At 66.1% G+C, this 25,105-nt stretch carries 20 protein-coding genes; 10 read left to right on the top strand and 10 right to left on the bottom strand.

Annotated features, from left to right (window positions below; translation table 11 throughout):
* The first annotated feature begins 1 nt into the window (after position 1).
* The 3 genes from tssM to AC30QB_RS05760 are packed head-to-tail and all read left to right on the top strand — an operon-like array spanning position 2 to position 5,579.
* Positions 2 to 3,823, top strand: a complete 3,822-nt coding sequence (tssM, locus tag AC30QB_RS05770; RefSeq protein ID WP_489545233.1) for a type VI secretion system membrane subunit TssM — start codon at positions 2 to 4, stop codon at positions 3,821 to 3,823.
* Positions 3,820 to 4,800, top strand: coding sequence for a type VI secretion system-associated protein TagF (gene tagF, locus AC30QB_RS05765; RefSeq protein WP_489545232.1), 981 nt, complete (start codon positions 3,820 to 3,822; stop codon positions 4,798 to 4,800). Before tssM ends, tagF begins: the two co-directional genes overlap by 4 nt.
* 2 nt (positions 4,801 to 4,802) lie before the next feature.
* Entirely contained in the window at positions 4,803 to 5,579 is a 777-nt protein-coding gene (locus AC30QB_RS05760) for an OmpA family protein (protein ID WP_489545231.1), read from the top strand.
* Between the two features lie 3 nt (positions 5,580 to 5,582).
* Here the strand turns inward: AC30QB_RS05760 and tssA are convergent, their stop codons facing one another.
* A complete protein-coding gene (gene tssA / locus AC30QB_RS05755) occupies positions 5,583 to 6,677 on the bottom strand; it encodes a type VI secretion system protein TssA (protein WP_489545230.1) in 1,095 nt (364 codons plus the stop codon).
* A gap of 17 nt (positions 6,678 to 6,694) precedes the next feature.
* On the opposite strand from tssA, the gene AC30QB_RS05750 reads away from it, so the two are divergent.
* The 4 genes from AC30QB_RS05750 (at position 6,695) to gloA (ending at position 9,783) form a co-directional block, all read left to right on the top strand.
* A complete protein-coding gene (locus tag AC30QB_RS05750; RefSeq protein ID WP_489545229.1) occupies positions 6,695 to 7,654 on the top strand; it encodes an MBL fold metallo-hydrolase in 960 nt (319 codons plus the stop codon).
* Positions 7,651 to 8,442 carry an SDR family NAD(P)-dependent oxidoreductase gene (locus AC30QB_RS05745; protein ID WP_489545228.1) on the top strand — a complete coding sequence of 264 codons (792 nt, stop codon included), beginning with the start codon at positions 7,651 to 7,653 and terminating at the stop codon, positions 8,440 to 8,442. The genes AC30QB_RS05750 and AC30QB_RS05745 overlap by 4 nt, the downstream gene beginning before the upstream one ends.
* Complete coding sequence (locus AC30QB_RS05740; RefSeq protein WP_489545227.1) at positions 8,439 to 9,029, top strand: TMEM165/GDT1 family protein; 591 nt, start codon at positions 8,439 to 8,441, stop codon at positions 9,027 to 9,029. The genes AC30QB_RS05745 and AC30QB_RS05740 overlap by 4 nt, the downstream gene beginning before the upstream one ends.
* 358 nt (positions 9,030 to 9,387) lie before the next feature.
* Positions 9,388 to 9,783 carry a lactoylglutathione lyase gene (gene gloA, locus AC30QB_RS05735; protein ID WP_489545226.1) on the top strand — a complete coding sequence of 132 codons (396 nt, stop codon included), beginning with the start codon at positions 9,388 to 9,390 and terminating at the stop codon, positions 9,781 to 9,783.
* Between the two features lie 89 nt (positions 9,784 to 9,872).
* Here the strand turns inward: gloA and AC30QB_RS05730 are convergent, their stop codons facing one another.
* The 5 genes from AC30QB_RS05730 to AC30QB_RS05710 form a co-directional block, all read right to left on the bottom strand.
* Positions 9,873 to 10,733, bottom strand: a complete 861-nt coding sequence (locus AC30QB_RS05730) for a DUF2167 domain-containing protein (protein WP_489545225.1) — start codon at positions 10,731 to 10,733, stop codon at positions 9,873 to 9,875.
* 67 nt (positions 10,734 to 10,800) lie between these two features.
* Complete coding sequence (gene eda, locus AC30QB_RS05725) at positions 10,801 to 11,427, bottom strand: bifunctional 4-hydroxy-2-oxoglutarate aldolase/2-dehydro-3-deoxy-phosphogluconate aldolase (RefSeq protein ID WP_489545224.1); 627 nt, start codon at positions 11,425 to 11,427, stop codon at positions 10,801 to 10,803.
* Between the two features lie 35 nt (positions 11,428 to 11,462).
* Positions 11,463 to 13,289, bottom strand: coding sequence for a phosphogluconate dehydratase (gene edd, locus AC30QB_RS05720; RefSeq protein WP_489545223.1), 1,827 nt, complete (start codon positions 13,287 to 13,289; stop codon positions 11,463 to 11,465).
* A gap of 85 nt (positions 13,290 to 13,374) precedes the next feature.
* Positions 13,375 to 15,456 carry an AsmA family protein gene (locus AC30QB_RS05715; RefSeq protein WP_489545222.1) on the bottom strand — a complete coding sequence of 694 codons (2,082 nt, stop codon included), beginning with the start codon at positions 15,454 to 15,456 and terminating at the stop codon, positions 13,375 to 13,377.
* A gap of 104 nt (positions 15,457 to 15,560) precedes the next feature.
* On the bottom strand, positions 15,561 to 15,980 hold the full coding sequence (locus AC30QB_RS05710) for an OmpA family protein (protein WP_489545221.1): 420 nt from the start codon (positions 15,978 to 15,980) through the stop codon (positions 15,561 to 15,563).
* Between the two features lie 44 nt (positions 15,981 to 16,024).
* Here AC30QB_RS05710 and AC30QB_RS05705 point away from each other — a divergent pair, with 44 nt between their 5' ends.
* On the top strand, positions 16,025 to 16,642 hold the full coding sequence (locus AC30QB_RS05705; protein ID WP_489545220.1) for a gamma-glutamylcyclotransferase: 618 nt from the start codon (positions 16,025 to 16,027) through the stop codon (positions 16,640 to 16,642).
* A 54-nt stretch (positions 16,643 to 16,696) separates the two neighbouring features.
* On the opposite strand, the gene AC30QB_RS05700 is transcribed toward AC30QB_RS05705, so the two are convergent.
* On the bottom strand, positions 16,697 to 17,320 hold the full coding sequence (locus tag AC30QB_RS05700; RefSeq protein WP_489545219.1) for a nucleotidyltransferase family protein: 624 nt from the start codon (positions 17,318 to 17,320) through the stop codon (positions 16,697 to 16,699).
* Between the two features lie 176 nt (positions 17,321 to 17,496).
* Between AC30QB_RS05700 and pdxH the strand changes: the two genes are divergently transcribed.
* A complete protein-coding gene (gene pdxH, locus AC30QB_RS05695) occupies positions 17,497 to 18,129 on the top strand; it encodes a pyridoxamine 5'-phosphate oxidase (RefSeq protein WP_489545218.1) in 633 nt (210 codons plus the stop codon).
* Between the two features lies 1 nt (position 18,130).
* Here the strand turns inward: pdxH and AC30QB_RS05690 are convergent, their stop codons facing one another.
* From AC30QB_RS05690 to AC30QB_RS05680, 3 genes are all read right to left on the bottom strand, one after another.
* Positions 18,131 to 21,157 carry a PAS domain-containing hybrid sensor histidine kinase/response regulator gene (locus AC30QB_RS05690; protein WP_489545217.1) on the bottom strand — a complete coding sequence of 1,009 codons (3,027 nt, stop codon included), beginning with the start codon at positions 21,155 to 21,157 and terminating at the stop codon, positions 18,131 to 18,133.
* Positions 21,158 to 21,288: 131 nt separating this feature from the next.
* On the bottom strand, positions 21,289 to 21,831 hold the full coding sequence (gene msrA, locus AC30QB_RS05685) for a peptide-methionine (S)-S-oxide reductase MsrA (protein WP_489545216.1): 543 nt from the start codon (positions 21,829 to 21,831) through the stop codon (positions 21,289 to 21,291).
* A gap of 40 nt (positions 21,832 to 21,871) precedes the next feature.
* Positions 21,872 to 23,863 (bottom strand): TonB-dependent receptor family protein, encoded by a 1,992-nt coding sequence (locus AC30QB_RS05680; RefSeq protein ID WP_489545215.1) that lies wholly within the window; start codon positions 23,861 to 23,863, stop codon positions 21,872 to 21,874.
* A 269-nt stretch (positions 23,864 to 24,132) separates the two neighbouring features.
* Here AC30QB_RS05680 and AC30QB_RS05675 point away from each other — a divergent pair, with 269 nt between their 5' ends.
* Positions 24,133 to 24,945: a YdcF family protein gene (locus AC30QB_RS05675; protein ID WP_489545214.1), complete on the top strand. Its 813-nt coding sequence runs from the start codon at positions 24,133 to 24,135 to the stop codon at positions 24,943 to 24,945.
* The last annotated feature ends 160 nt before the right edge of the window (positions 24,946 to 25,105 follow it).

The raw sequence follows: 25,105 nt of genomic DNA, 5'->3' as shown, positions 1-25,105 counted from the left end.
CATGCAAAGAATCTGGCAGTTTCTACTGGACGCACGCACGCTCGCCGTGATCGGCCTGCTGGCGCTCGCGGCGCTGCTCTTCCTCGGCGCAGACACGCTCAAAGTCGGTGCCATGTGGGTCGTGGTCATCATGGTCACGCTGCTGGCCGTGTGGTTCATCGTGTGGGCGGTGCGTCGCTACCGCGCACGCAAGGCCGGGCAAAAGCTCGAAGCCGCGATGGACGCCGAAGCCGACCGCGCCATCAAGGCCGCACCCAACAGGGAAAGCCGTGCCGAGATGGTGGCCGTGCGCACGCGCATGCAAGAGGCCGTGAAGACCATCAAGACCTCCAAGCTCGGCCTCACCTCGGGCTCGGCTGCGCTGTATGAATTGCCTTGGTACGCGGTGATCGGCAACCCGGCCGCCGGCAAGAGCACGGCTGTCGTGCGCTCGGGTCTCAACTTCCCGTTCTCTGACAAGACTTCGTCAGTCATTCAAGGCATAGGCGGCACGCGCAACTGCGACTGGTTCTTCACCACCGAAGGCGTCTTGCTCGACACCGCGGGCCGCTACTCCGTGCATGAAGAAGACCGCGAAGAATGGCTGGGCTTCTTGTCGTTGCTCAAGCGCAACCGGCCCAAGGCGCCGCTCAACGGGGTGATCATCGCGGCCAGCCTGGCCGAGCTGTCAAACAACCGGCCCGAGTTTGCAATCACGCTGGCCAAGCAGCTGCGCCAGCGCGTGCAAGAGCTGACCGAGAAGCTCGAAGTGTTTGCACCGGTCTATGTGGTGTTCACCAAGGCCGACCTGATCTCGGGTTTTGCTGAGTTTTTTGAAGACCGAGACCGTGACGAGCGCGAGCGCGTCTGGGGCGCCACCCTGCCCTACGACACCTTAACCAAAACCGACATCGTCGCCAGCTTCGACCGTCACTTCGACGAGTTGAACGACGGGCTGAAAGAAGCCTCGGTCGTGCGCATGTCCATGCACCGCGGCGAAAAGCTTCCGCCAGGCGTGCTGACTTTTCCGCTCGAATTCAACGCCCTGAAGGCCCCGCTGCGCACCTTCATCACCACGCTGTTCGAAGACAACCCTTACCAGTTCCGCCCAATCTTTCGTGGCTTCTACTTCACGAGTGCAGTGCAAGAAGGCCAGTCGACCGGCCGTGCCAGCCAGCGCGTGGCCGAGCGCTTTGGCCTCACGCCGGCACTCGGCTCGGCACCCACGGCTTCCGTGGTGGCCCAAAACGGTTTCTTCTTGCGCGACCTTTTCTCCAAGGTCGTGTTTGCCGACCGCAACCTGGTGCAGCAGTACACCAGCCGCAACAAGCTGCGCTGGCGCTACGCCGCTTTCTTCGGCGGCGCCTTGCTGCTGGGTGCCATGCTCGCAGGCTGGACGTGGTCGTACGTGGGCAACCGCCAGTTGGTGGCCCATGTGCAAGCCGACCTCGACAAGGCGATCAAGCTGCAGGAAGGTCGCATCGACTTGCAGTCGCGCCTGGAAGCGCTAGAGATCGTTCAAGACCGTGTTGAACAGCTGCAACGCTATCGCGATGAGCGCCCCTGGTCGCTGACGCTCGGCCTCTACCAAGGCGAAGCCGTCGAGCAAAAGCTGCGCGCCACCTACCTCGCCGGCCTGCAAGAGGTGATGCTCAAGCCGACTGCCGCGGCCATCGCCAGCTACCTGAGCGAGGTCAATGCCAGCGCCGCGCAGCTGCAGCCACTGGTGCGCGCCGCCGATGGCAGCCCCACCCCCGCCAAACCCAACAACACCGCCAGCCCTGAGCCCATGGGCGTGTATTCGGCGGCCTCGACCAGCAATGTCTCCGACGCCTACAACGCGCTCAAGACCTACATCATGCTGGGCGAGCGCAACCGCGTGGAAGCGGGCCACCTCGGCGACCAGCTCACCCGCTTCTGGCGCGGCTGGCTCGAAGCCAACCGTGGTTCCATGCCGCGCGAGCAGCTCATACGCTCGGCCGAGCGCATCTTGTCGTTCGCGCTCACGCAGGCGTCGGCACCCGACTTCCCCGTCACGCAAACCAACCTCGCCTTGCTCGACACCACGCGCGAAAACCTGCGCCGTGTGGTGAAAGGCATGCCGGCCCGCGAGCGCGTCTATGCCGAGATCAAGGCACGTGCGGCCACGCGCTTCCCAACGATGACCGTTGCGCGCCTGGTCGAAGACGCCGACAAAGACATCGTGGCCGGCAGCTACGCCATCTCGGGCGCCTTCACCCGTGAAGCCTGGGACGGCTTCGTCGAAGACGCCTTTAAAGACGCCTCGACCAAAGAGAGCAAGGCCGACGACTGGGTGCTCAAGACCGCCACCCAAGACGACCTCACGCTCGAAGGCAGCCCCGAGCAGATCCGCAAGGCCCTGGTGCAGCTTTACAAGGCCGAGTATGTGCAGGAGTGGCAGAAGTTTCTGCAAGGCGTGAGCGTCAAAGAGTTCACCAGCTTCGAGCAAGCCGTGATCCGCATGAACCGGCTGGGCGACCCTGCGGCGTCCCCCGTGGGCAAGCTCATCCAGGCGCTGTACGACCAAACCTCGTGGGACAACCCAGGCCTGCTCAACGACCGCCTGGCCAAGGGCCAGAAGGGTTTCATCGACTGGTTCAAGCAATCGATCCTGCGCATGGCGCCCGGCCAGGTCGATGTGAAGATCGACCTCTCGACCGGCCAGGCCGCCGTGCCCATGGGGCCCATCGGCAAGGAGTTTTCGGGCCTCACCCGTTTGATGGTGGCCCGCGACAGCAACCCGACCCTGCTGCGCACCTACCTGCAGTCGCTCTCGAAGATCCGCACGCGCTTCAACCAGATCAAGAACCAGGGCGACAACGGCCCGGCCAGCCGCCAGCTGATGCAGCAAACGCTAGAAGGCGCCTCCGAGCTGAGCGATGCGCTCAAGCTGGTGGAAGAGCAGATGCTCAACGGCCAGACCGAGGCCGCCAAGGCCACGCTGAGACCGCTGCTGGTACGCCCGCTGATTCAGTCGTATGCGGTCATCGTGCCGGCCGCCGAGAACGAGATCAACCGCATCTGGGCAGCGCAGGTGTACGACCCCTTCCAGCGCACGCTGTCGGGCAAGTACCCCTTCGACCGTGCTTCGCGCCTGGAGGCCACGGCCGCGGAAATGGCCAAGATGTTCGGGCCCGAAGGCAGCGTGGCCAAGTTCAGCGGTGAAGCGCTCGGTGCGCTGGTGGTGCGTCGCGGCGACACCGTCACACCGCGCACCTGGGCCGACATCGGCCTGCGGCTGCGACCCGACTTTGCCGCCGGCTTCCCGGCCTGGGTGGCGCCCATCGCGGGCCAGGTCGGAGCCGGTGGCGCTGCTGCGGGTGGCGGTGGCGGTGGCGCTGCGGCAAACGACCCGCAAACACATTTCCAGATGCTGCCCACACCAGTGCCCGGCTTGTCGGAATACACCATCGAGGTCGATGGCCAGCAGCTGCGCTACCGCAATGCCGTGGCCAACTGGTCCAATTTCGTGTGGCCCGGAACCGGCACGCCCGGAGTACGCATCACCGGCATCACCACCGAAGGCCGAGCGGTGGAATTTCTCAACGAGCCTGGTGGCTATGGCCTAGAGAAGATGATCAGCAAGGCCAAGCGACGCAAGCTCGACAGCGGCGCTTTCGAGCTGACCTGGCCCAGTGGCACGATGGCCGTAACCGTGCAGCTGCGCCTGATCTCCAGTGCCGCCGTGGGCTCGCCCACGGCACCCGGCGCGCCCGACACCCCCAGCGCATCGGGCGGTCTGAAGGGCGTGCAGCTGCCGGCCTTGGTGGTGGGTGCACTCACCGCGGCGGCCGTACCCGTGGCCAACGGGGTCAGGCCATGAGCACCGCGTTGGCGCAGGCACTCTACTTCGGCAAGTTGCCGTCACGCGGCGACTTCGTGCGCAGCTCGGCAGGCTCGGCACTCATCCACAGCATCGACCAGTGGATGTCGCAGACCATGGAGCTGCTGGCCGAAGAGTCGCGCTGGAAGATCACTTACGACGCGGCGGCGCCGGTGCATTTCGCCGTCCTCGGTGCACAGAGCAATGCGGGTCTCGTCGGTCACATGGCGGCCAGCCAGGACGCATCGGGCCGGCGCTTCCCCTTTGTGATGGCGGCCTCGTTCGAGGTGCCCGACCCGGCGGGCTTCCTGCCTTACAGCCCGCAAGCGCTGAGCCCGCTGTGGGGCCGGCTCGATGCACAGGTGCGCCAAGCCCTGCTGGCGGAAGACTTCGCACTGGTACAAGAGCAGCTCAGTGCGCAAGCGGTCGAGCTCGAAGTGCGCACCGAGGTGCTCCACGAAGGCTACAAGACCTTTGCGCAGCTGCTCACGCTCGATCGCTTCGAGGCCACCGTGTCGCCGCCGGGCGAACCCATCTCGTTCCGGCAGACGATGCTGGCACTGGGCTTGCTGCTGCAACCCGTGCTGTCGCAAGGCCATGCCGACCTGAGCAAGGGCCTGGTGCTGCCGCTGCCGCGCGACCCCATGCAGCTGCCGCATGTGCTCACGCTGTGGGTCGACCTGATCACGCGCTTCTTCAAGCGCACCTCTGCAGAGACGCTCATTCTCGTCACCTCGCACGGGCCGCAGCCGGTGCTGGTGATGGGCTTTCACGGCGCCTCGCCGGCCACGCTGCGCTCGGCGATAGACCCCGATGTGTGTCGCTCCGATAACGTGGCCATCACGCAAGCCGAGTGGGTCGAAGACTGGATCGGCTCCGACTACGGCCTGCGCAAGCTGTCCAACCATTTACGCGACCCGGCCCTGTCGGTCGCCGCGGCGGTCGACATGTTCCGCGAAACCTTTCTGGGGGAATGACGATGCTGCGTTGGAAAAGAGGCTTCGCGCCCGCACTGCTCTGCCTGGCCACACTGGCACCCGCTCTGGCGCAAACCAGCGCCACGCCCAACCAGGTGGTGGTGGCCGGCACAGTGCCCGATGAAGCCACGCGCAACGCCATCCTGGCGCGGGTGCGCGAGGTCTACGGCACCGAGCGCGTGGTCGACCAGCTGGGCGTGGGCTCGGTCGTGGCGCCACCCAACTGGAGTGGCTATGTGCAAAAGCTGGTGTCGCCGCAGCTCAAGCAGGTGTCGCGCGGGCAATTGGCCATCAACGGCAACAACATCGAGCTGAAGGGTGAGGTAGCCAACGAGTCGCAGCGCCAGCAGCTCGCTGCCGACATGGCCACCGCGCTCAACCCGACCTACGCGGTGCGCAACGCGCTGCGTGTCGCCGCCCAAGAGCAAACCGTGCTCGACGCCACGCTCGCCAACCGCATCATCGAGTTCGAAGCCGGCAGCAGCGTGCTGCGCCCAGCTGGCCGCAGCATCCTCGACGAGATGGCGGCCACGCTGCTAAGGCTGGGCAACAAGAAGGTCGAGGTCATCGGCCACACCGACTCGCAAGGCGGGCGTGACACCAACGTCGTGCTCTCGCTGGCACGGGCCGATGCCGTGCGCAGCTACCTGGCGAGCAAAGGCGTGGCGCCTTCGCTGATCACCACCTCTGGCTCAGGCCCCGACCGGCCCGTGGCGGCGAACGACACACCCGAAGGGCGTGCGCGCAACCGGCGCATCGAGTTCCGCGTCAGCCAGTGAGGGCTAGGGCAGGTTGCCTTCGCGCGGGGCTTCGACGCCCAGCAGCTCTTCCAGATGGGCCAATGCCGGGCCGTCCTTGACCACCGAACGCAGCCACAGGTGCAAGGGCATGTCGCCCCAGTGCACGGCCTTGTCGGCGAGGTAGGCCACCGGGCTGTGCGGCTCAGTCGCGCGGAAGAAAGCGGCCACCTCGCGCAACTGAGCTAGCGCCTGCTCGCGTGAGTGCAGCGGGCCACCGGCAGCGCGCGCCGTGTCAGCAATGCCCTGTGCGGCCGACCCCGTGGCAGCCGCTTGCACCGCAGGCGTGCCAGCCAGCGCGCCTGCTTCGCGCGCGAGCCGCTGCACTTCGTGGTGGGCAGCCGCCAGCGCCTCGCGCGCGGGCACGAAGCTCGGGCCATCGTCGCCCAGCTTCGCGTCTACCACCGCCTGCCATGCCGCCAGGGCTTCTTGGCACGACAGCAAGGTGGCGAGCGTTTTGCGCAGATCGTCTTTCGGCGTCTCGCGCAGCGCGCGGTTGAATTTGTCGAGCGTCAAGGCCTCGGCGGGCAGGTGGGCCGCCTTCTCGGGCGAGCGCTCCAGCGTGGCTTGCAATGCGCGCGCCACTTGCATCTGGTGCAGTGAATAGGCACCCGACTTGCCACGCACCACCGGCGCTGCGACGGCCAGCGGTACCAGGCGGCCCACGAACCAAGCGATGTTGCCCGCGCGCTGCTCCATGTCGCCGCCTTCGGCTTCGGGGTAGAGGCCGGCCCAGTACTGGTCGCACAAACGTGCACACAGAGTCAAGCCTTGCTGCAAGCCAACATAACCGTCAGTCAGCGTGGCGGCCTCAGCCCACCACATGGCCAGGCGCAGGTCTTTCGAGCGGCTGCTCAACAGCTCGCCGCAACGGGCTTGTGCGCCGGCCCAATCGGCCGACTTCAAGGCGGTGACCCACTCACCTTGGTCGAGCGTGGCATCGTCTTCGCGGCGCATCTCGGCAATGGCGTCGAACTCGGTCGAGAACGACAGGTCTTCACCACACGGGGCCGAATCGGAGATCGGCGTCAAGAGCTCGTCGATGTTCATGCCGCCCAGTGTAGCGGGGGCTTTCTGCATGACTCCTAGAATGAAACATGCTTGTTGCATCCTCTTTCGTTCAGGCGCTCGCCGACGGCATACACCTCGTCGACACCGGCTTTCACCGCCCGCGTTTCGACGCCGCCTACCTGATGGTGGAAGACGGCCGCGCCGCTTTCATCGACACAGGCACCACGCACAGCGTGCCGCGCTTGCTGGCAGCGCTCGAATCGCTGGGCCTGCCGCTGACGGCCGTCGACTGGGTCATCGTGACCCACGTGCACCTCGACCACGCGGGCGGCGCGGGCGCCCTCATGCATGCGCTGCCCCACGCCAGGCTTGTGGTGCACCCACGCGGCGAGCGCCACATGGTCGACCCCAGCGCCTTGCTCAAGGGCGCTCGTGCTGTGTACGGCGCGGAGGAAGTGGAGCGCTCTTACGGCCAGGTGATGCCCATCGCCCGCGAGCGGGTGGTCACCAGCAGCGATGGCCAGACCCTGCATCTCGCAGGCCGCCCCTTGCAGCTGATCGACACCCCCGGCCATGCCCGCCACCACCACTGCATCTGGGACGCGCGCAGCCGCGGCTTCTTCACCGGCGACACCTTCGGCCTGAGCTACCGCGAGTTCGACACCGCACGCGGACCTTGGCTGCTGCCCACCACCACGCCAGTGCAGTTCGACCCTGAGCCGCTGCGCCAGTCGGTGCGGCGCATGCTGGCGTACGCCCCACAGCGCATGTACCTCACGCACTACGGCTGTGTTGAGGGCGTGCCAGCGCTGGGCGAGATGATGCTGTCGCAGATCGACGAGTTGGTGGCCTTGGCCGAGTCGTTGCGCCATGCAGACGAGCAGCAGGCAAAGCTGCGGCAAGGCCTGACCGAGATTTACCTGAGGCGCGTGCGCGAGCACGGCTGCACGCTGAGCGACGCCGACACCGTGTCGCTGCTCGCAAGCGACATTGAACTCAACGCCCAAGGCCTCGCGGTCTGGCTGGATGGAGGCAAAACCACATGAGCAAACCCGTTCAATTCAACCTGCATGAGCAGGCCGTCGTGATCACCGGTGCGTCACAAGGCATAGGCGCGGCATGCGCCCATCGCCTGTCGCAAGACGGCGCCGCTGTGGCGCTGTGGGATGTGGACGACGCACGCGGCCAGGCGCTGGCGCAGTCGCTCATTGCGCAAGGCCGCCGCGCCACCTACATGCACTGCAATGTGGCAGTGAAAGCCGAGGTCGACGCTGCGGTGGCCCACACCCTGCAAGCCTTAGGCCCCATCACTGGCCTGGTCAACAACGCCGGCATCTTCAAGGCGGCCGACTTTCTCGACATCACTGAAGCCGACTGGGACGCGGTGATCAACGTCAACCTCAAAGGCTCCTTCCTCGTGGCGCAAGCCGTGGCACGCGAGATGGTGAAGACCGGCGGTGGCGCCATCGTCAACATGAGCTCGGTCAATGGGCTGATGGCCATCCCGAGCATCGCCAGCTACAACGTGAGCAAGGGCGGCATCAACCAGCTCACGCGGGTGATGGCCTTGTCGCTCGCCGACCACGGCATACGCGTGAACGCCGTGGCGCCCGGCACCATCGCCACCGAGCTCGCTAAAAACGCAGTGCTGGGCAGCGACGAGGCACGCGCCCGCATCATGAGCCGCACGCCTATGAAGCGCCTGGGCGAGCCTGAAGAGATCGCCGACGTCACCGCCTTCTTGCTCAGCAGCGCGTCGAGCTACATGACGGGCGAGATCGTCTACGTAGACGGCGGCCGGCTCACGCTCAACTACACCGTGCCCACCGCGTGACAGGCAGCGTGGCGAGCGGCTTCGAGGCCTTCTGGGTTTCAACCGGCATCGTCGCGCTCAGCGAAATCGGCGACAAGACACAGCTGCTGGCCTTGCTGCTGGCCGCGCGTTTTCGCAAGCCGCTGCCCATCATCCTCGGCATCTTCGTCGCGACCGTGGCCAACCATGCCGGTGCGGCCGCGTTGGGCGCCTGGCTGCAAAGCCTGATCGACCCACAGTGGCTGCGCTGGGGCCTGGGGTTGTCATTCCTCGCGGTCGCGGCGTGGATGCTGGTGCCCGACGCCATTGATGACGACGAAACGTCTGGCGTGGGTCTATGGGGCGTGTTTGGCGTGACGGTGCTGGCGTTCTTCCTCGCCGAGATGGGCGACAAGACGCAGATCGCCACCGTGATGCTGGCCGCGCGCTTCCACTCGCTGTGGTGGGTGACCGCAGGCACCACGCTCGGCATGATGCTGGCCAACGTGCCGGCAGTGCTGTTTGGCGAGCGTGCCGTGAAGTTTGTTCCTATCGCCTGGGTGCACCGAATCGCCGCGTTGGTGTTCGCGGCCTTGGGGCTGCTGGTGCTCTTCGGCATTGGCGCCTAGGCGACGCTGAATAAGTCCCCGCGAGGCGGCGCGCCTCGGTTTGGGATGGACTGCAAGGCGCAAAGCGCAGCGATACCCGCAGGTATCGCGAGCATTTGCAACGCCGCTGGACGCCCAAAGCGAGGATGCGCCGTTCGCGAGTATTCAGCGTTGCCCTAAGCCACCACCGCGCCACCGCCCAGCCGGCCACCAGAATCAAGCCCCAGATGGCTTTCATGAAGGGTACAAGCCCCGTGCCGATGCCGATCCTCACGGCAAGCTGTACGCTCACGCCTCGACCACCTGCTTCATCATGGACGTGCCAGCGGCTCGCTGAAGCCAACACGGGTCGTCATTCCAAACTTCGAAATAGCCCTCTATGAGACTCCTACACACCATGCTGCGCGTTGGCCACCTGCAGCGCTCTATCGATTTCTACACCCAGGTGATGGGCATGCAGCTGCTGCGCACCACCGAACGGCCCGAGCAAAAATACTCGCTCGCCTTCCTGGGCTACGGCCGCAACCCCGAGCACGCCGAGATCGAGCTGACCTACAACCACGGCGTTGACAGCTATGACTTGGGCAGCGCGTACGGGCACATCGCGATTGAAGTGCCCGATGCCTACGCGGCTTGCGACAAGATCAGAGCCAACGGTGGCGCTGTGACGCGCGAAGCCGGGCCGGTGAAAGGCGGCGACACCGTCATCGCCTTCGTGACCGACCCAGACGGCTACAAGATCGAGCTGATCGAAAGACGGCCCCCCAGTCGCTGACGCTCCTGCCCTCAAGGGGCGCCACCCATCGGCCCGGCAAACCCGTGCCTTGGGCGTTGCTTAGTGGGCGGCTCGTTTCACTCCCGTTGTCAGGCTTCCGGCTTTTTTCGACCGAAGAGTTTGGCGATGCCGCCGCCGAACACGGCGAAACCGATCAGCGCGACTTTCCAGAACTTGGCGAACAGCAAACCCACCGTGGCCAGCAAGCCCAGCTTCTTGGCGATAAGGCCACCACCGATCAGCGCCGCCAGGCCGTACTCGGCCACATGGTCGGTGGCCGCAGAGAAGTCTTCATAGCGCTTGCCATCGTTGAAGCTGGTCACGCCCAGCAGTTCATCGGCTCGTGGCTTCAGGCCGGCCAAGGCTTTCGGGTCGGTCATCAGGTTCATCTCGATGAAGCCTTCGCGGCCCAACACATAGGTGTGGTAATTGACAGTCTCTTCACGCTGCGCGCCGTCAATCGACTCGGCACGCATGCCCCAGGCCAGACGGTGCGTGGCCTGCTCATAGGTGGGCTTTTGCACCCAATCGAGAATGTGCAGCTCGCCGCCGCCCATCTTCTTGCGCTCAGTGTTCGATGCCTCGGTGCCTTCCTTGACCGAGCTGAACAACTCATCGGCGTTCCAGGTCTTGGCGTCTTCGTCCTTCACATAGCCTTCCTTGCGAAAGCGCAGTGATACCGCCCAATTGCTCTTGTCGTCTTCGCTCAGCACCATGCCCAGCAGCTTGTGCGGGCCGGGGTTGCCCCAGTAGGTGAGCAGTGCGCCGGCATCTTGCTCGTTGAGATACACGTAGCCGGCGGGCAGCTTGATCGAGCCTTGGTCGGCCAGCGCTATCGTCTTCGGGCCGTGCTCAGGGTTGAGCTTGGGTGGCGCGGTGTCGGCAGCCGATGACAGACTGAAAACGCACAGCGCCGCGAGCGCCACCAAGGCGCGTTGAATCGTGAACATGAGAACTCCCTCGTGTGATGTAGGTGGCCTCAGCGGGCCGCCAGCATCGTACCGAAAGAGGGCATGCTCAGCTTGGTCTCAGTGCACCCGCCTGCTTGGCCAGGCGCGTGATGCGCGCCCAGTCCTTGCCGGCCACGGCGTCCAAGGGCGTGAGCCACGAGCCGCCGCACACCTTCACGGTGGGCAGCGCGAGAAACTCTGGTGCGGTCTCTAGCGTGATGCCGCCGGTGGGGCAAAAGGCGACGTCAGGGAACGGGCCTGCCAAAGCCTTCAGCATCGGAATGCCGCCCGTCGCCGTGGCCGGGAAGAACTTCAGGAACTGGTAGCCGTCGGCATTGGCCTGCATCACTTCACTGCCGGTGGCCACACCGGGCAAGAGCGGCAGGTCGATCTCGCGGCAGGCCTGGCCCACAGCGCTCAAATACCCCGGGCTCACCGCAAACTGGCAGCCGGCGCTTTTGGCCGAGTGCGCATCGGCCACATTGCGCACGGTACCGGCGCCGACGATGGCGGTGGGCACCGCCCGCGCAATGGCCTCCATGCACTGCAGCGCAATTGGTGTGCGCAGCGTGATCTCGAGCACCCGCACGCCGCCGTCGACCAGCGCTTGCGCCAGCGGCACGGCGTCTTCGAGGCGCTCGATCACGATCACCGGTATCACCGGGCCATAGGATGCAAGTTCTAGTGGATTCATGGTGTTCAAAGCCCGTTGATTCACAGCCCGTTATGTCACAACCAAGTGATGGCGCCTTCTTCGGCGCTGAGCACATTGCGCCGCATGCCGCCAAACAACTCGCGGCCGATGCCATGCGCGTTGTTGTCGCGATGATCTGCGCGGATGTCGGCGTTGTCACGCGCTGACCACTCGGCCGCATCGACCAAGGCATCGAGCGTGCCGGCCACCGCATCGAGGCGAATCAGGTCTCCGTTGCGCACCTTGCCCAGCGGGCCATTGGCCAGCGCCTCGGGGCTCACGTGGATGGCGGCGGGCACTTTGCCCGACGCGCCACTCATGCGGCCATCGGTCACCAGCGCCACCTTGTAGCCCTTGCCTTGCAGCACGGCCAGCGGCGGCGTGAGACGGTGCAGCTCGGGCATGCCATTGGCGCGCGGGCCCTGGAAGCGCACCACGGCCACGAAGTCGCGCTCAAGCAGCCCGGCCTTGAAGGCGGCGAGCATTTCTTCCTGGTCGTTGAAGACGACAGCGGGCGCTTCGACGATGTGGTTGGCTTCGGGCACGGCCGACACCTTGATCACCGAGCGGCCCAGGTTGCCGGTGAGCAACTTGAGCCCACCGCTTTCGCTGAACGGCGCTGCGGCGGTACGCACGATGGCGTCGTCGCCGCTGGCCGCCGCCAGGTCTTTCCACACCAGGCCGGCCTGATCGTGCCCGGACGCGCGCTCGGGCACGCGTGAATAGTCGCGCAAGCCCCCCGCACTCACCGCGGCCACGTCAGCATGCATGTAACCCGCATCGAGCAGCTCGCGGATCACGAAGCCGGGGCCGCCTGCCGCCTGGAACTGGTTCACGTCGGCGCTGCCGTTGGGGTACACGCGCGCCAGCAGAGGCACGGCGTGCGAGAGGTCGGAAAAATCAGTCCAGTCGATCAAGATGCCGGCCGAGCGCGCCACAGCCACCCAATGGATCAGGTGGTTGGTCGAGCCACCGGTGGCAAGCAAGGCAACCATCGCGTTGACGATCACGCGCTCGTCGACAAGCCGGCCGATGGGCATGAAGCGCTGCGCCCGCGTGATGCTGAGCACCTGCTGCACGGCTTGGCGCGTGAGCACCTCGCGCAGCTCGGCATGCGGGTGGATGAAGGCCGCCCCCGGCACATGCAGGCCCATGGCTTCGAGCAGCATCTGGTTGCTGTTGGCGGTGCCGTAGAAGGTGCAGGTGCCTGCACCGTGGTACGCGGCCGACTCCGCCTGCAGCAGCTGCTCGCGGCCCACCAGACCTTGTGCAAACTGCTCTCGCACTTTTGATTTGGCGTTGTTCGACAGCCCGCTGCTCATGGGCCCGGCCGGCACGAAAACACAAGGCAGGTGGCCGAAGTGCAGCGCACCGATCAAGAGGCCGGGCACGATCTTGTCGCACACGCCGAGCAGCAGGGCGGCATCGAACACATCGTGCGACAGCGCAATGGCGGTGCCCATGGCGATGTTGTCGCGCGAGAAGAGGCTGAGCTCCATGCCCGGCGTGCCCTGGGTCACGCCGTCGCACATGGCCGGCACACCGCCCGCCACTTGCACAGTGGCACCCAGGCGGTGGGCTTCGTCGCGAATGATGGCGGGGAAACCTTCGTACGGTTGGTGCGCCGACAGCATGTCGTTGTAAGACGTGACCACACCGATGTGCGGGCCCTTCTCGGCCACCACGCGCAACTTGTCGTGGGTGGGCAGCGCAGCGAAGGCATGGGCCACGTTGGCGCAGCCCATGCGCTCTGCGCCGGGCGGGCGCGAGGCCAGCTGATCTACGCGCTGAAGGTAGGCTGAGCGCAACACCGCGCTGCGTTCGCGTATGCGCTGGGTGACTTCGAGCAGGGCTGATTTCATGCGATGACACCGGGCAAGCCGGATGTAACTTGACGATTGATTATCAAGTAACCAAATTACATCGTCAATCCGGAAAGCTGGCCCGTCATGGCTTCTGCTCGCGGCCCACTTGCCGCGCGCGCTCAAGCAACTGGTCGCAGGTGTCGCCATCTTTTTCGCCGTCTTTGTCGCCGTTGCCCTTGTCGACCAGGGGCAGCAATGCCGCCAGCGGGTTGATCAGCGCCAGCAGCACCGCACCCCCAACCTTGCGCGCGAGCGGCGCCTTTTCTACCGAGATGTGCGGCGACTTGAAAGCACCTTTCACATGCAGCGGCGTGCGCAGTGCGAGCGGGCTGAAGTCTTTCGGCGTGACGACGACGCGCAGGTCCAGCAGCTCATCTTTCATGGACACCGTGCCGTCGCCCCAGACCGTGGAGTCTCCTGTGTCGATGACCAGCGCACGCGGGCGCAGCACGCCTTGCTCGGCTTTCATGTCGGCCAAAGCGCAGGTCACGGGCAGCAACTCGTCGCCCTTCAGCATGACGCCCAGCGCCTGGGCGATGTCCAGCCCCGCAGCTTCGATGGCGAGGTGAGACACGCGCCCATGGCGCAGCGTGGTGGTCACGGTACCGTCCACGCTGCCCAAGATCTGCGCCATCGACCTGCCCTGGCCCTTGAGCGATGCGCGGCCCACGAGGCTGCCGCTCACATAAGGCGCTTTGGTGGTGGCGCGGTCTTGCTTGAGCCACTCTTCAAGCTTGACGCCCGACCAGCGCAGATCGGTCTGCCACATCGCCACCTTGCCGGTGCCGTCGATCGAGAGCTTGCCGGTCAGGTTGCCGTCGGCAGTGTGTGCCACCAGGTCATTCAAGAACAGCTTGCCGTCCTGCAAGGTGAGGTGGGTCTTCAAGGGCTGCAGTGGCAAGGCGAAGAAGCGGCCGAGTTCCGCGCGGTCGAACGACAACAGCACATTGGCGTTCATCGCGCGCAGCGAGGGCAGGTCAAATTCCTTGTCGGGCAGCACGCGAGCCGCGGGGGGAGACGAGGCCGACGGGGGCGGCGTCACTGCGGCATCGGGCTCACCGCCAATGGTGGGCAGCAAGTCGGCCAGCAGCAGGCGCGGGCCCGAGATTCGGCCAGACAGCAGCGGCAGGCGCGGCCGCGTGTCGTAGGTCAATGCGCCGGTGAGCTTGCTGGAGCCCACGGTGGCGTCATCGGTGAGCACGTTCCACACGCCCCCTCGCTTGGTCAACCGCCCGGCGAGCACGAAGGCGCCGGTGGTCGGCAGCGTCACCCCCAGCGGGTCACCCACTGCGGCCAGCGACGGCCCGCTCACGCGAAACACGCCGGTCATGTCGGACAGCTTGAAGACGTCGGTGACGGTGCCATTGAAGTTGAGCGCCGCCTTGCCGGCCTTGAGCTCCAGGACTACTGGCACCGCGGGGGCGCCGCTGCCTTCGCGCAACAGGGGTGTGACGCCTGTCGTGCGCAGCTTGGCGGTGACGGTGGCCCCGCGATAGGTGCCGCGGGCATTGGCAATCAGGCCCTGCAAGGCGGCAGGCAAGGGCCGCGAGGTGCGAGGCGGTGGCTGCTGCGGGTCTGCGCCATCTGGCGTGCCTTCTGACACCGCAAGCTCGGCGGTGATGTTGGCCCGAAGCGGCGCATCGACGTAGGTCATCTGACCTTGCCTGACCTTCAGCTCGCGCACGGTGGGCATTTGCGCTCGCGGTGCGTCGGCGGTTTTCTGCGTGTCGGGGTCTCCAAACGCCCACGACGCGCGGCCATCGGCCAATCGCTCGGCGTGCACCACCAGCGTATCGGCGTGCAGCAGGTCGATGTCCAGCGGCTGGCCTTGCTTGGCACGCCAGATGTCGCCGTAAGACAAGTGCATCTCGGCGCCGCTGGCATGCAGGAAATAGGGCTGCTTGCTCCACTCGGGCGCTGCAATCTCAAGCTCCGGCACCTTCACCTTCAGGCCGCCGAAGAAGCGCACCGTGGCGCGATCTGACGCGCCCGCTTCGCGCAGATGGACGTCACGCTGCAAGGTCTTGCTCAGTGCGCGCTCTACCGGCGCCGCCAGGAAGGGCCACCCCGCCACTTCACACACCACCACCGCCACCACCAACAGCACCAGCACGCCCGCCGTCAGGGCCCACGCTTTGCGCTTGCGCTGAGCGGCTTGGTTCATGGAAGCTCCTGGCGGTTCATCAACACCAACCTTAGGCCGGCGGGCTCTGCCCCCCTATCAGCCGCGACCGGCAGCGTCTGTGGGGGATGTCCTACGGCAGGCGTTCATTCCACGTGCACATCAACCCGGCGGGCCTCGCGCTCGCCGCGCGCCGCCACCGGCTTGCTCAGCATCAGCTGAGACGGCGGCACGCCATTGGCTTCCAGCGCATGGCGCACCCTCAAGGCACGACGCTGTGCGGCCGTGGCATCGCTGAGAGGGTCTTGCACCCCGTTGATCAGCAGCACCATCTGGCCGTCCTCTCGCGCGGCCTGGGCCAGGCGGCTCAAGGTTTCACTGGAGGCCATGGCCAGCGTGTCGCCATCGGCTTCGAAGTAGATGCGTTGCACCGAGGCCGTGCTTGCGGGCGGCCTGTGCAAGCTTTTGAAACAGGCCAGCGTGATCACGCCAGCGACCACCAGCGCCACGATGCCCAGCACAGCAGCCAGTGCAAAACCTGACACATCGTCGTCTTGAACACTCATTCAATGCCCCCTCGCAACTGAATTTCATTCTAGAGTTGGCGGCCATGAATCTCGTCGCCCCTCTGCGCCCCCTGACACCCGAGCGCGAGCCAGCCCACCTGCTGGCACAAACACGTGCCGCTTGGGGCGGGCGCACCGACCTCTGGGTCTTCGGCTATGCCTCGCTGATCTGGCGGCCCGAGTTCGAATCGGTCGAGCAACGCCCGGCGCGCGTGCATGGCTGGCATCGGGCGCTCGAAATGCAGTCTCGCCTGAACCGCGGCACACCCGAGTGCCCCGGCCTCGTGTTTGCGCTGGTGGGTGGCGGCTCGTGCCACGGCATGGTTTACCGCATTGCGCGCGACCGGGTGGAAGACGAGCTGCCACGACTGTGGGCGCGCGAGATGCCCAACAGCGTGTACGACCCGAAGTGGCTGGCCTGCCGCACGCCCGAAGGCGCGGTGACGGCGCTGGCATTCACGCTCAGCCGCCACAGCCCCAACTACACCGGCACGATGGACGACGCGCACATGGTGCACATCCTGCAGCGCGCCACCGGCCGCTACGGCACCACCCTGGCCTATCTGCTGGAAACCGCCAACTGCCTGCGCGCCAACGGCATACGAGACAAGAAGATCGAGCGGCTGGTGGCGCTGGCCCGCCAGCACCAACTGGCGCCATAGCGAGGCAGGCGCGGCGCCACTCGGGAGCAGAGGTACAGCGACTGGGGGGCCCCGTCAGCGCGCGTCGCGAAACTGCATTTCCTGCTGGGCGACCCGCACCCGTGCGAGATCGTCTTCGGTGTCCACATCAAGCAGCACACCCGGGTCGTCTACCTCTACCCCTTGCGCGGGGTAGCGCGCCACCAGTCGGCGCGCGCCTTCATCACCGGTGAGTCTCACCAATTCTGAGTACAGCTCGGCCGCAAAACCCACCGGGTGACCACGCAGGCCCCGGTATTGCGCATAGGCCACGGCATGGCCATCGAGCTCCTGCGCGACGACGTGCAAGGTGCTGGCCTGAACCATCGGCATGTCGGCCGGCAGAACAAGCCAACCCGAGGCGTCGGAGCGCGCCGCCACGCCCGCTGCGATGGAATAGCCCATGCCCAGCCCGTGGCTGTCGGGTGAGTCGGCGGAAGGCAGCACCACCATGTCGCGCGTGGCCACGTGACGGCTCACCAGCTCGGCCAGAGGCTCGGACGTGACGACCAACACCGGCATCTGCGTTGCCAGCGCGTTGGACAGCGTGGTGGCGAGCACGGTCGACGCGCCGAGGCCTTGCATCAGCTTGTGTTGCAACCCACGGAAGCGCGACCCCTGGCCCGCTGCCAACACAATGACTGCCGGCCGTGATCTCATGTCGGCCACACTCCCCAGCGTTTGGTGTGCGCTCGGTCCACCTCGGCCAAGCGTCACCTGAAGGATGGGAGTTGGCGGCTTGCGAAGATAGTGGGGGCTTCACTTAAGGCCTTCCCCGTAAGCTGTTTTCACTACCGCCAGGGTTTCACCTCAGGTGGCGTTTCTATACTGCTGACATGAACATTGCCGACCTACGCAAGAGCTATGAGCGCGCCGAGCTGGACGAATCAGCGTCGCGCGCCGACCCGCTGGAGCAATTCGGCCTTTGGTTCCAGCAAGCGCTGGATTCGCAAGTGCCCGAACCCAACGCAATGACCGTGGCCACGGTGGGCAACAACGGCCGCCCCTCCACGCGCATCGTGTTAGTCAAGGGCTTCGATGCGCGTGGCATCACCTGGTACACCAACTACGACAGCCGCAAGGGGCAGGAGCTGTCAGCACACCCTCATGCCGCGCTGCAGTTCCACTGGGTAGAACTGGAGCGCGTGGTGCGCATCGAAGGCTGCGTGGAGCGCACCAGTGCCGAAGAGTCAGACGCCTATTTCGCCACACGCCCGCTCGACTCGAAGCTGGGGGCCTGGGCCTCGCCGCAAAGCCAGGTGATCAGCTCACGCGCCGTGCTGGTGGCCAACGCCGCCAAGGCCGCCGCCCGCTATGCCTTGTCGCCGCCACGGCCGCCGCATTGGGGCGGTTTCCGTCTGGTGCCCGAGGTGTGGGAGTTTTGGCAGGGCCGCAAATCGCGTTTGCACGACCGGCTGCGCTATCGCCTCGAAGGTGACAGCTGGCTGCGCGAGCGGCTGGCGCCCTGAGCTAGTTGCCAGGCGACGGCAGATGCGCTTGCACCAGTGCGGTGAGCGCACGCAAGAAGGCATGAAAGTCGATCGGCTTGGTCCAGTAGTCGTCGAAGCCGGCCTCTAGCGCGCGGTTGACATCGTCTGGCATGGCGTTGGCCGACAGGGCCACCAAGGTAGAGCCGGCAAGTGATGCCTCGGCGCGCAGGCGGCGCAGCACTTCGAAGCCGTCAATGTCGGGCAACTGCATGTCGACCAGCACCACGTGCGGCTTGCCTGCGATGGCCATGGCCACACCCGACAAACCGTCCACCGCGATGGACAGCTCGATGTCATTGCGCATCGCCACCAGCTCTTGCACCAGCAAGACGTTGACGGGGTTGTCTTCGATGTAGAGCAGGTCCAGGCGGGCCACGGGTGATGCGCCGTACAGGTCAGGGTGAAAGCCGCTGAGCGGCGCGTGATCAGAAGCCTCTGTAGGCGCTTGTGCCGGCAGTGTGACGCGGAATTCGCTGCCCTGGCCCGGTTCGCTGCTGACGCTCACGTCGCCCCCCATCAGGCGCACCAGGTGGCGCACGATGGCCAGGCCTATGCCCGTGCCCTGGATGGTGCCGCGCTCGGCGCCCAGGCGGTTGAACGGCTGGAACAGCTGAGCACGCTGCTCCGCCGACAGGCCCCGGCCGCTGTCGCGCACCGAGATCGTCCACGCAGGCCGGCCCTCGTGTTGGCTTGCAGCAGACGACACCCACACCTGGCCTTGCGGGCGGTTGTACTTGATGGCGTTGCTCAGCAGGTTGGACAAGATCTGCCGCACCCGGCGCGGGTCGGCGCGCACCCAGCCGGCCATGTTTTGCGCATGCACCGTCACCTGGGCCTGCGCGGCCTGAAGCTGCGTCCACTGCAGCACGTCGTCGAGCGAGGCTTGCAGCGACACCGCCTCAGCGCCCAGCGGCAAGGCATCTGACTCAACGGTGGCGAGGTCGAGCACGTCGTCGATCAGCGCCAGCAGGTGCAAGCCCGCGGAGTGGATGCGGTCGACGCGCAGGCGCTGGCGCCCACTCAGCAGGTCGCCGGGGTCGTTGCCGAGCAGCTGCGTGAAGCCCAGAACCGCATTCAAGGGCGTGCGCAGCTCGTGGCTCATGCGCGCGAGAAACTGGCTTTTGGCGTGGCTGGACTGCTCCGCCGCGGCCTTCTCACGCAGGGCCTGTTCGGCCCGGCGGCGCTCGGTGATGTCCCAGGTGACGCCCAGCAATCGGTCAAGCTGCCCCAGTGCATCGCGCTTGACCAGGCCGCGCGTGGCCAGCCAGCGTATCGACCCGTCGGGAAAGACCACGCGAAACTCGTTTTCGTAGTTGTCACCGTCAAGCCCTGCACGCACCTTGTTGCGGTTGATCAGCGCCATGTCGTCGGGGTGATAGGCCGCGTAGCGCATGTCGTCGGGCGGTGTCTCGGGCCCCACAGGCAGGCCGCGCAGGCGGTACATCTGCGCGTCCCACTTGGCCAAGCCGGTGCGCAGGTCACGCTCCCAGGTGCCGATGCCGGCCGACTCGGTCGCCAGGCGGGTGCGCTCCTGCATCTGGTGCAGCTCGGTCTGGGCGCGCTGCAGGCTGGTGATGTCGAGGTTGACGCCGAAGGCCAGCTCGCGCCCGCCCAGCACTTCGCGGCGCGACCACGACGCCACCCAGCGCACCGCGCCATTGGGCCGAACGATGCGGAACTCGGCATGCAGGCCCTGTGGGCCGGTGCCCACGACCGGCCGGTGGTTGCGCGCGATTTCGCGGTCTTCGGGGCACACCAGCTCGTTCAGCCAGCGGTCGTGGTGCGGCGGGGGCTCGTCGCGCGCGAGGCCGTACAGCCGGTACATCTGCTCGTTCCATTCGATGGCATGGGTCTCGGTGTCAACGCTCCAAATGCCCACGCCGGCCGCGTTGGTCACGCGGTCAATGCGCAGCGCAAAGGCCTGTGCACGCTCGCGCTCGGCGATGTGCTCGGTCATGTCGATCGACACGCCCGACAGGCCGATCACGCCGCCCGCTTCGTCGCGCTCAGCCACGCGGCGGGTGTAGAGGTGGCGGTAGCTGCCGTTGACGTGCCGATAACGCGTCTCCACGTCGACCACCTGGTGGGAAGCAGAAGCGTCCTGGGCGGCCTTGAGCACAGCAGGAAGATCATCAGGGTGGATGAGCTGCCGCAGCTCGTCGACCGTGAGCCGCTTGAGCGCCGGATCCATGCCAAGCATGCGGTAACCCCAGTCGCTGAAGTACACGTGGTTGTCGACCAGGTTGAGCCGCCACAGCGCCACGCCCGCGAGGTCAACTGCCCTCATCCACTGCGCCGCCGAGGCTTCGGTGGCACGCAGGCGCGTGGCGCTTTCGGTGTCGTCGATCAGCACGCCGGTCACGCGGTCGGGCTTGCCTTCGGGACCGTTCTCTACCTCGCACAGCGCGTAGATGTGCTTCACCTTGCCGTCGTGCATCTGCAGGCGGTAGCGGGTTTCGTAGCGACCTGCTGCCTGCGCAAAGCGCACGTTGTCTCGCAGCAGGCCGGCGCGGTCGTCGGGGTGCACGCGCTGCAGGGCCACGCTGAAATGCGGTGTGCCCAGGGCGGGGTCAAAACCGGTGAGGCGGAACATGTGGGCGTCCCAGCGCCCCTCGCCGGTGATCAGGTCGCGCTCCCACGAGCCCGTGCGGCCGAGCTCTTGCACCAGGTCGAGCCGCGCGCTAAGACGGTCGATTTCGGGCCGGTCGGCATCGAGCCAGACGAGCCATCCTTCGGGCAGGGAAACGGCGGTCCAGCCGATGTTGACCGTCGGCAGGCCGACGCTGGCGTGGCCTGTCAACCGCCCGCTGACCAATGCCGCACGCAGCCAGGTGGCCAACGCCTCCCAGTGCGTGGTGACCAGTTGCCGCCTTGCAGACCAGGCCGTTGCGGCTGGATTGAGTTGCCAGCCTGTCGCGCCCTCGGGCCACAACCTCAGTGCGAGGCCGGGCGCTGACAACCACAGTTGATCCATGCCGTCCATGCAGCTGATGCCTGCGTCACCCACGACCGGGCGCCGCTTCGTGACAGTAAAAAGCCAGTCTATCGACCAACCTGCATCAAAAACCTGGGCGTATACCCGTCTCCGGCGATGGCCGGCGCGAAGCTGCCAAATTGGGCACGCTCAGGCGTGCCCGGTCAGGGACGCACGCGGTGCGCAAAGGTCTTGCGAAACTTCTCGACCTTGGGCGCCACGACCATGGCGCAATAGCCTTGGCCGGGGTTCTGCGCGAAGTAGTGCTGGTGGTAGGCCTCGGCGCGCGAGTAGTTGTCTAGCGCCTTCAGCTCGGTGACCACTGGCGAGCGGTAAGTGCCGCTGGCGGCGATCTCGGCCAGCACCTCGCGCGCCACGCGCTCCTGCTCGGGCGAGGTGAAGTAGATGCCAGAGCGGTACTGGGTGCCCACGTCATTGCCCTGCCGGTTGAGCGTGGTCGGGTCGTGAACGACGAAGAAGATTTCAAGGATCTCGCGCAGGCTGATCTGCGCGGGGTCGAAGCTCACCTTCACCACTTCGTTGTGGCCGGTGTCGCCACCGCACACCTGCTCATAGCTTGGCTTGAGCACCTGGCCGTTGGTGTAGCCTGACTCGACCGCGGTGACGCCTTGTACCCGCTCGTACACCGCCTCGGTGCACCAGAAGCAGCCACCGCCCAGGGTGATGGATTCCGTCGTCGCGCTCATGGGTCTTGCTCCGTGTGAGGAAGGCTCGGATTCTGCGGCCTCAGAAAGAATAGCGCGCAGCCACCGCCAGCAGCCATGTGCGCGGCAGGGCCGGCTCGAAGTAGCGGCCATTGCCTTCGTTGACGATGACCGAGCCGGCATAGCGGCGATCACTGGCGTTGTCGACCCGCACGAGCTGGGTGAAGTGCCAGCCCGCCAGGTCTTGCGCGAAACCGGCGCGCAGGTTGAGCACAGTGGCCGCGGGCGCGGTATCGGTGTTGGCGTCGTTCACGTAGAGCGCGCCGGTGTGCACCACTTCTGCGCCGGCATTGAAGCCACCCCACGCCGCCTGGGGCGACCAGGCCAGCTCGGCGAAGGCGCTGCGCTCGGGCGTGCCGGGCAAGTGGTTGCCATTCTCGAAGCGGGCTTTCAGCACGGTGACGCTGAGGGTGCTGCGCAGGGTGTCGGTGAGCTGGCCCACATGCGAGAGCTCGATGCCGCGCCGCTCGGTGCGCTCGGCATTCTTGAAGGTGGAGCGGCCACCGACATTGGTGTCGACCAGTATCTCGTCACGGGTGTTGATGCCGAACAGCGCGGCGTCCAGGCGCTGTGCGGCGTCGATCTTCCATTTGGCACCCAGCTCCAGGTGGTTGCTGCGCGAGGCTCGCAGGTCGGTGTTGAGCCCGGTCAGGCCGCCCGCGCGATAGGCCAGCTCATTGAAGGTGGGCGTCTCGAAGCCGCGGCCGACGTTGGCGTACACGTTCAGCTCCGGGGTGGCGCGCCAGGTGAGGCCGAGCACCGGGTTGACGCCGTGGTAGTTCACGCCGCCGCTGTCGTCGGGGTTGCCGGCGATGATGAAGTTGTCTTGCGTGCGAAAGCGAACGGCGATGCTGCGCAGCCCCCCAGTGAGGGCCCATTGCTTGTGCAGGTCGACACTGGCCTGCACAAAGGCGTCGCGGTTTTCCACACGGTTTTGCTCGTCTCGCTTGAGCGCGCCCTGCACCCCGGCATTGTTGATGTAGCCCTGGCGGTTCTCGCGCATGCGGTCGTATTCGATGCCCCCGGTGAGGCGCAGCGCCCTCCCTTCCTCCAGCAACACCCGGTGCGCCAGCTGCGCACCCAAGCCTGAGTAAGCGCGCTCGAACTGCACGATGCCGCCGCTCGATGTGGCAGCCGCCTGAGCTGCAAGCGGAATCGACAAGGCGTTGTCGAGGTTGCGCTCGCCGGCATACAGGCGCCCGGTGAACTGGGTGTCGTCGCTGATGCGGTGCTCCACCACTGTACCCACCTGCTTCTGCCGCACCGTCTTGCGGGGGTCTTGTGCCAGCGCGGTGGGCGAGGCGCCTGCCCCGGCATCCCACTGCGCCCGCGTGAGACCCAGCGGGTCTTGCGTGCTGGGCTGGTCGAGCGCGTTCAACACCACGCTGATGTGGGTGTCGCGCGTCAGGTCGCTCTGCCAACGGCCGTTGAACTGGCCACGCTCGGCCGCGCTGTGCTCGCGGTAGCCATCGGTCTGATAGCGCGAGGCCGACAGCGTGAGGCCGTAGCCGGGCGTGCTGGTGCTGTACTTCACGCCGAGCTTGCCTTGGTGGTAAGGCCCGCCAGCGGCCGAGACGGTGACGGTGGGCTGGGCCGCATCGTCTTCAGTGAACACCTGCACCACGCCGCCAGCCGCGTTGCCGTAAAGCTGCGCCAGCGGGCCGCGCAACACCTCGATGCGGCCCACCGAGCTCAAATCAACATTGGACGCCTGACCTTGCCCGTCGGGCATGGTGGCGGGGATGCCATCGACGATGAACCGCACACCGCGTATGCCAAAAGTGGAGCGCGAGCCGAAGCCGCGTATCGACACCTGCAGGTCTTGCGCGTAGTTTTGCCGGTTGAGTACGGTGATGCCGGGCACACGGTTAAGCGCCTCCGACAAGTTGACCTGCGGGCCACCACCGTCGATTACTTCACGGTTGACGGCGCTGATGGCAGCGGGCGCATCGAACGAAGACTGACGGGTGCGCTCGGCCGTGACCACCACCGGGTCCAGGACAGAGACAGGCACAGAAACAGGCACAGAAGTTTGTGCCCACGAAGCCCCGGCCGCCCCAAGCACCGACAACGCTACCCACATCTGGCTGATTCGCATCGAAGACAATCCCAAGTCAGAGAAGCTGCGCACTGTTCCATGCGGTCTGGTTTACGTGAACCCCGGATAAGCGCGCAATTTTTCACTGTTCGTGCGCCACGACGGCGCAGGCCTTAGGCTGTGCGCCAGCTTGCTCCGGCACAATCGCGCGCCAAACGCCCGAATCACTCGAAGAAAGACACGGCATGAACGGCCTGATGACCCTGCTCGGCATCGAATCGTGGACGCCCGTGCTGGTGGCGCTGCTGCTGCCGCCTCTTCCTTTTTTACTGCTCATCCTCATCGGGGCCCGGTTGATCCTGCCGCACCGTGGCCTCGGTTGGTTCGTCATCGTGCTGAGCATCACCGGACTGTGGCTGAGCAGCTGCCTGGGCACCGGTCGGATATTGACTCAGTTCGTACTGAAGCCTCCAACGGCCATCAGCGCCGAGGGGCTGGCCGAGTTGAAGGCCGCGGTGAAGGCCAAGGAGCAAGTTGCCATCGTGGTGCTGGGCGGCGGCGCAGAGCGCCTGGCCCCCGAGTACGGCGTGGCCAACCTCGCACCACCCTCGTTGGAGCGTTTGCGCTATGGGCTGTGGCTGAGCCGCGAGACCGGTGCACCGGTGGCGTTCAGCGGTGGCTTGGGCTGGGGCCAGGCCGACGGCCAAGCCGAAGCACAAACCGCTGGCCGCATTGCTTCGAGCGAATTTGGGCAGCCGATCAAGTGGCTGGAAGACCAGTCGCACGACACCCGTGAAAACGCGATGCGCACATTGCCCATACTCAAGCAGGCCGGCGTCACCCGTATCCTGCTCGTGACCCACGGCTGGCACATGCCTCGTGCCCAAAGGGCTTTCGAGCAGGCCGCAGGCGATACGGTCAAGGTCTTGCCGGCGCCCATGGGCCTGGCCGTGCGCGCCGACAGCAACCCGGTGCTCGACTGGCTGCCCACAGCAGCCGGATACACGAGCGTGAGCCGCGCCTTGCGCGAGCTCGTGGGCCTGCTGCTGCGGGTGTGAGCCCGCAGCAGCACCCGCCTCTGTGAAAACGAACCCACCAAAACGAAACCCCCTCCCGACCTTGCGGTGAGAGGGGGCGGATGGCTGACGCCACCATTTCGGGGCTCCAGAGGAAGTAGGTCCGGGGCTCCTATAGCGCAGGGACTGCGCCGGTGAGGTT

This window comes from Rhizobacter sp., from assembly GCF_046595475.1.
In the GTDB taxonomy this organism is placed as follows: Bacteria; Pseudomonadota; Gammaproteobacteria; order Burkholderiales; family Burkholderiaceae_C; genus Rhizobacter.
Note: the sequence above shows the minus strand (reverse complement) of the source record. Positions and strands in the feature narration are given on the sequence as shown.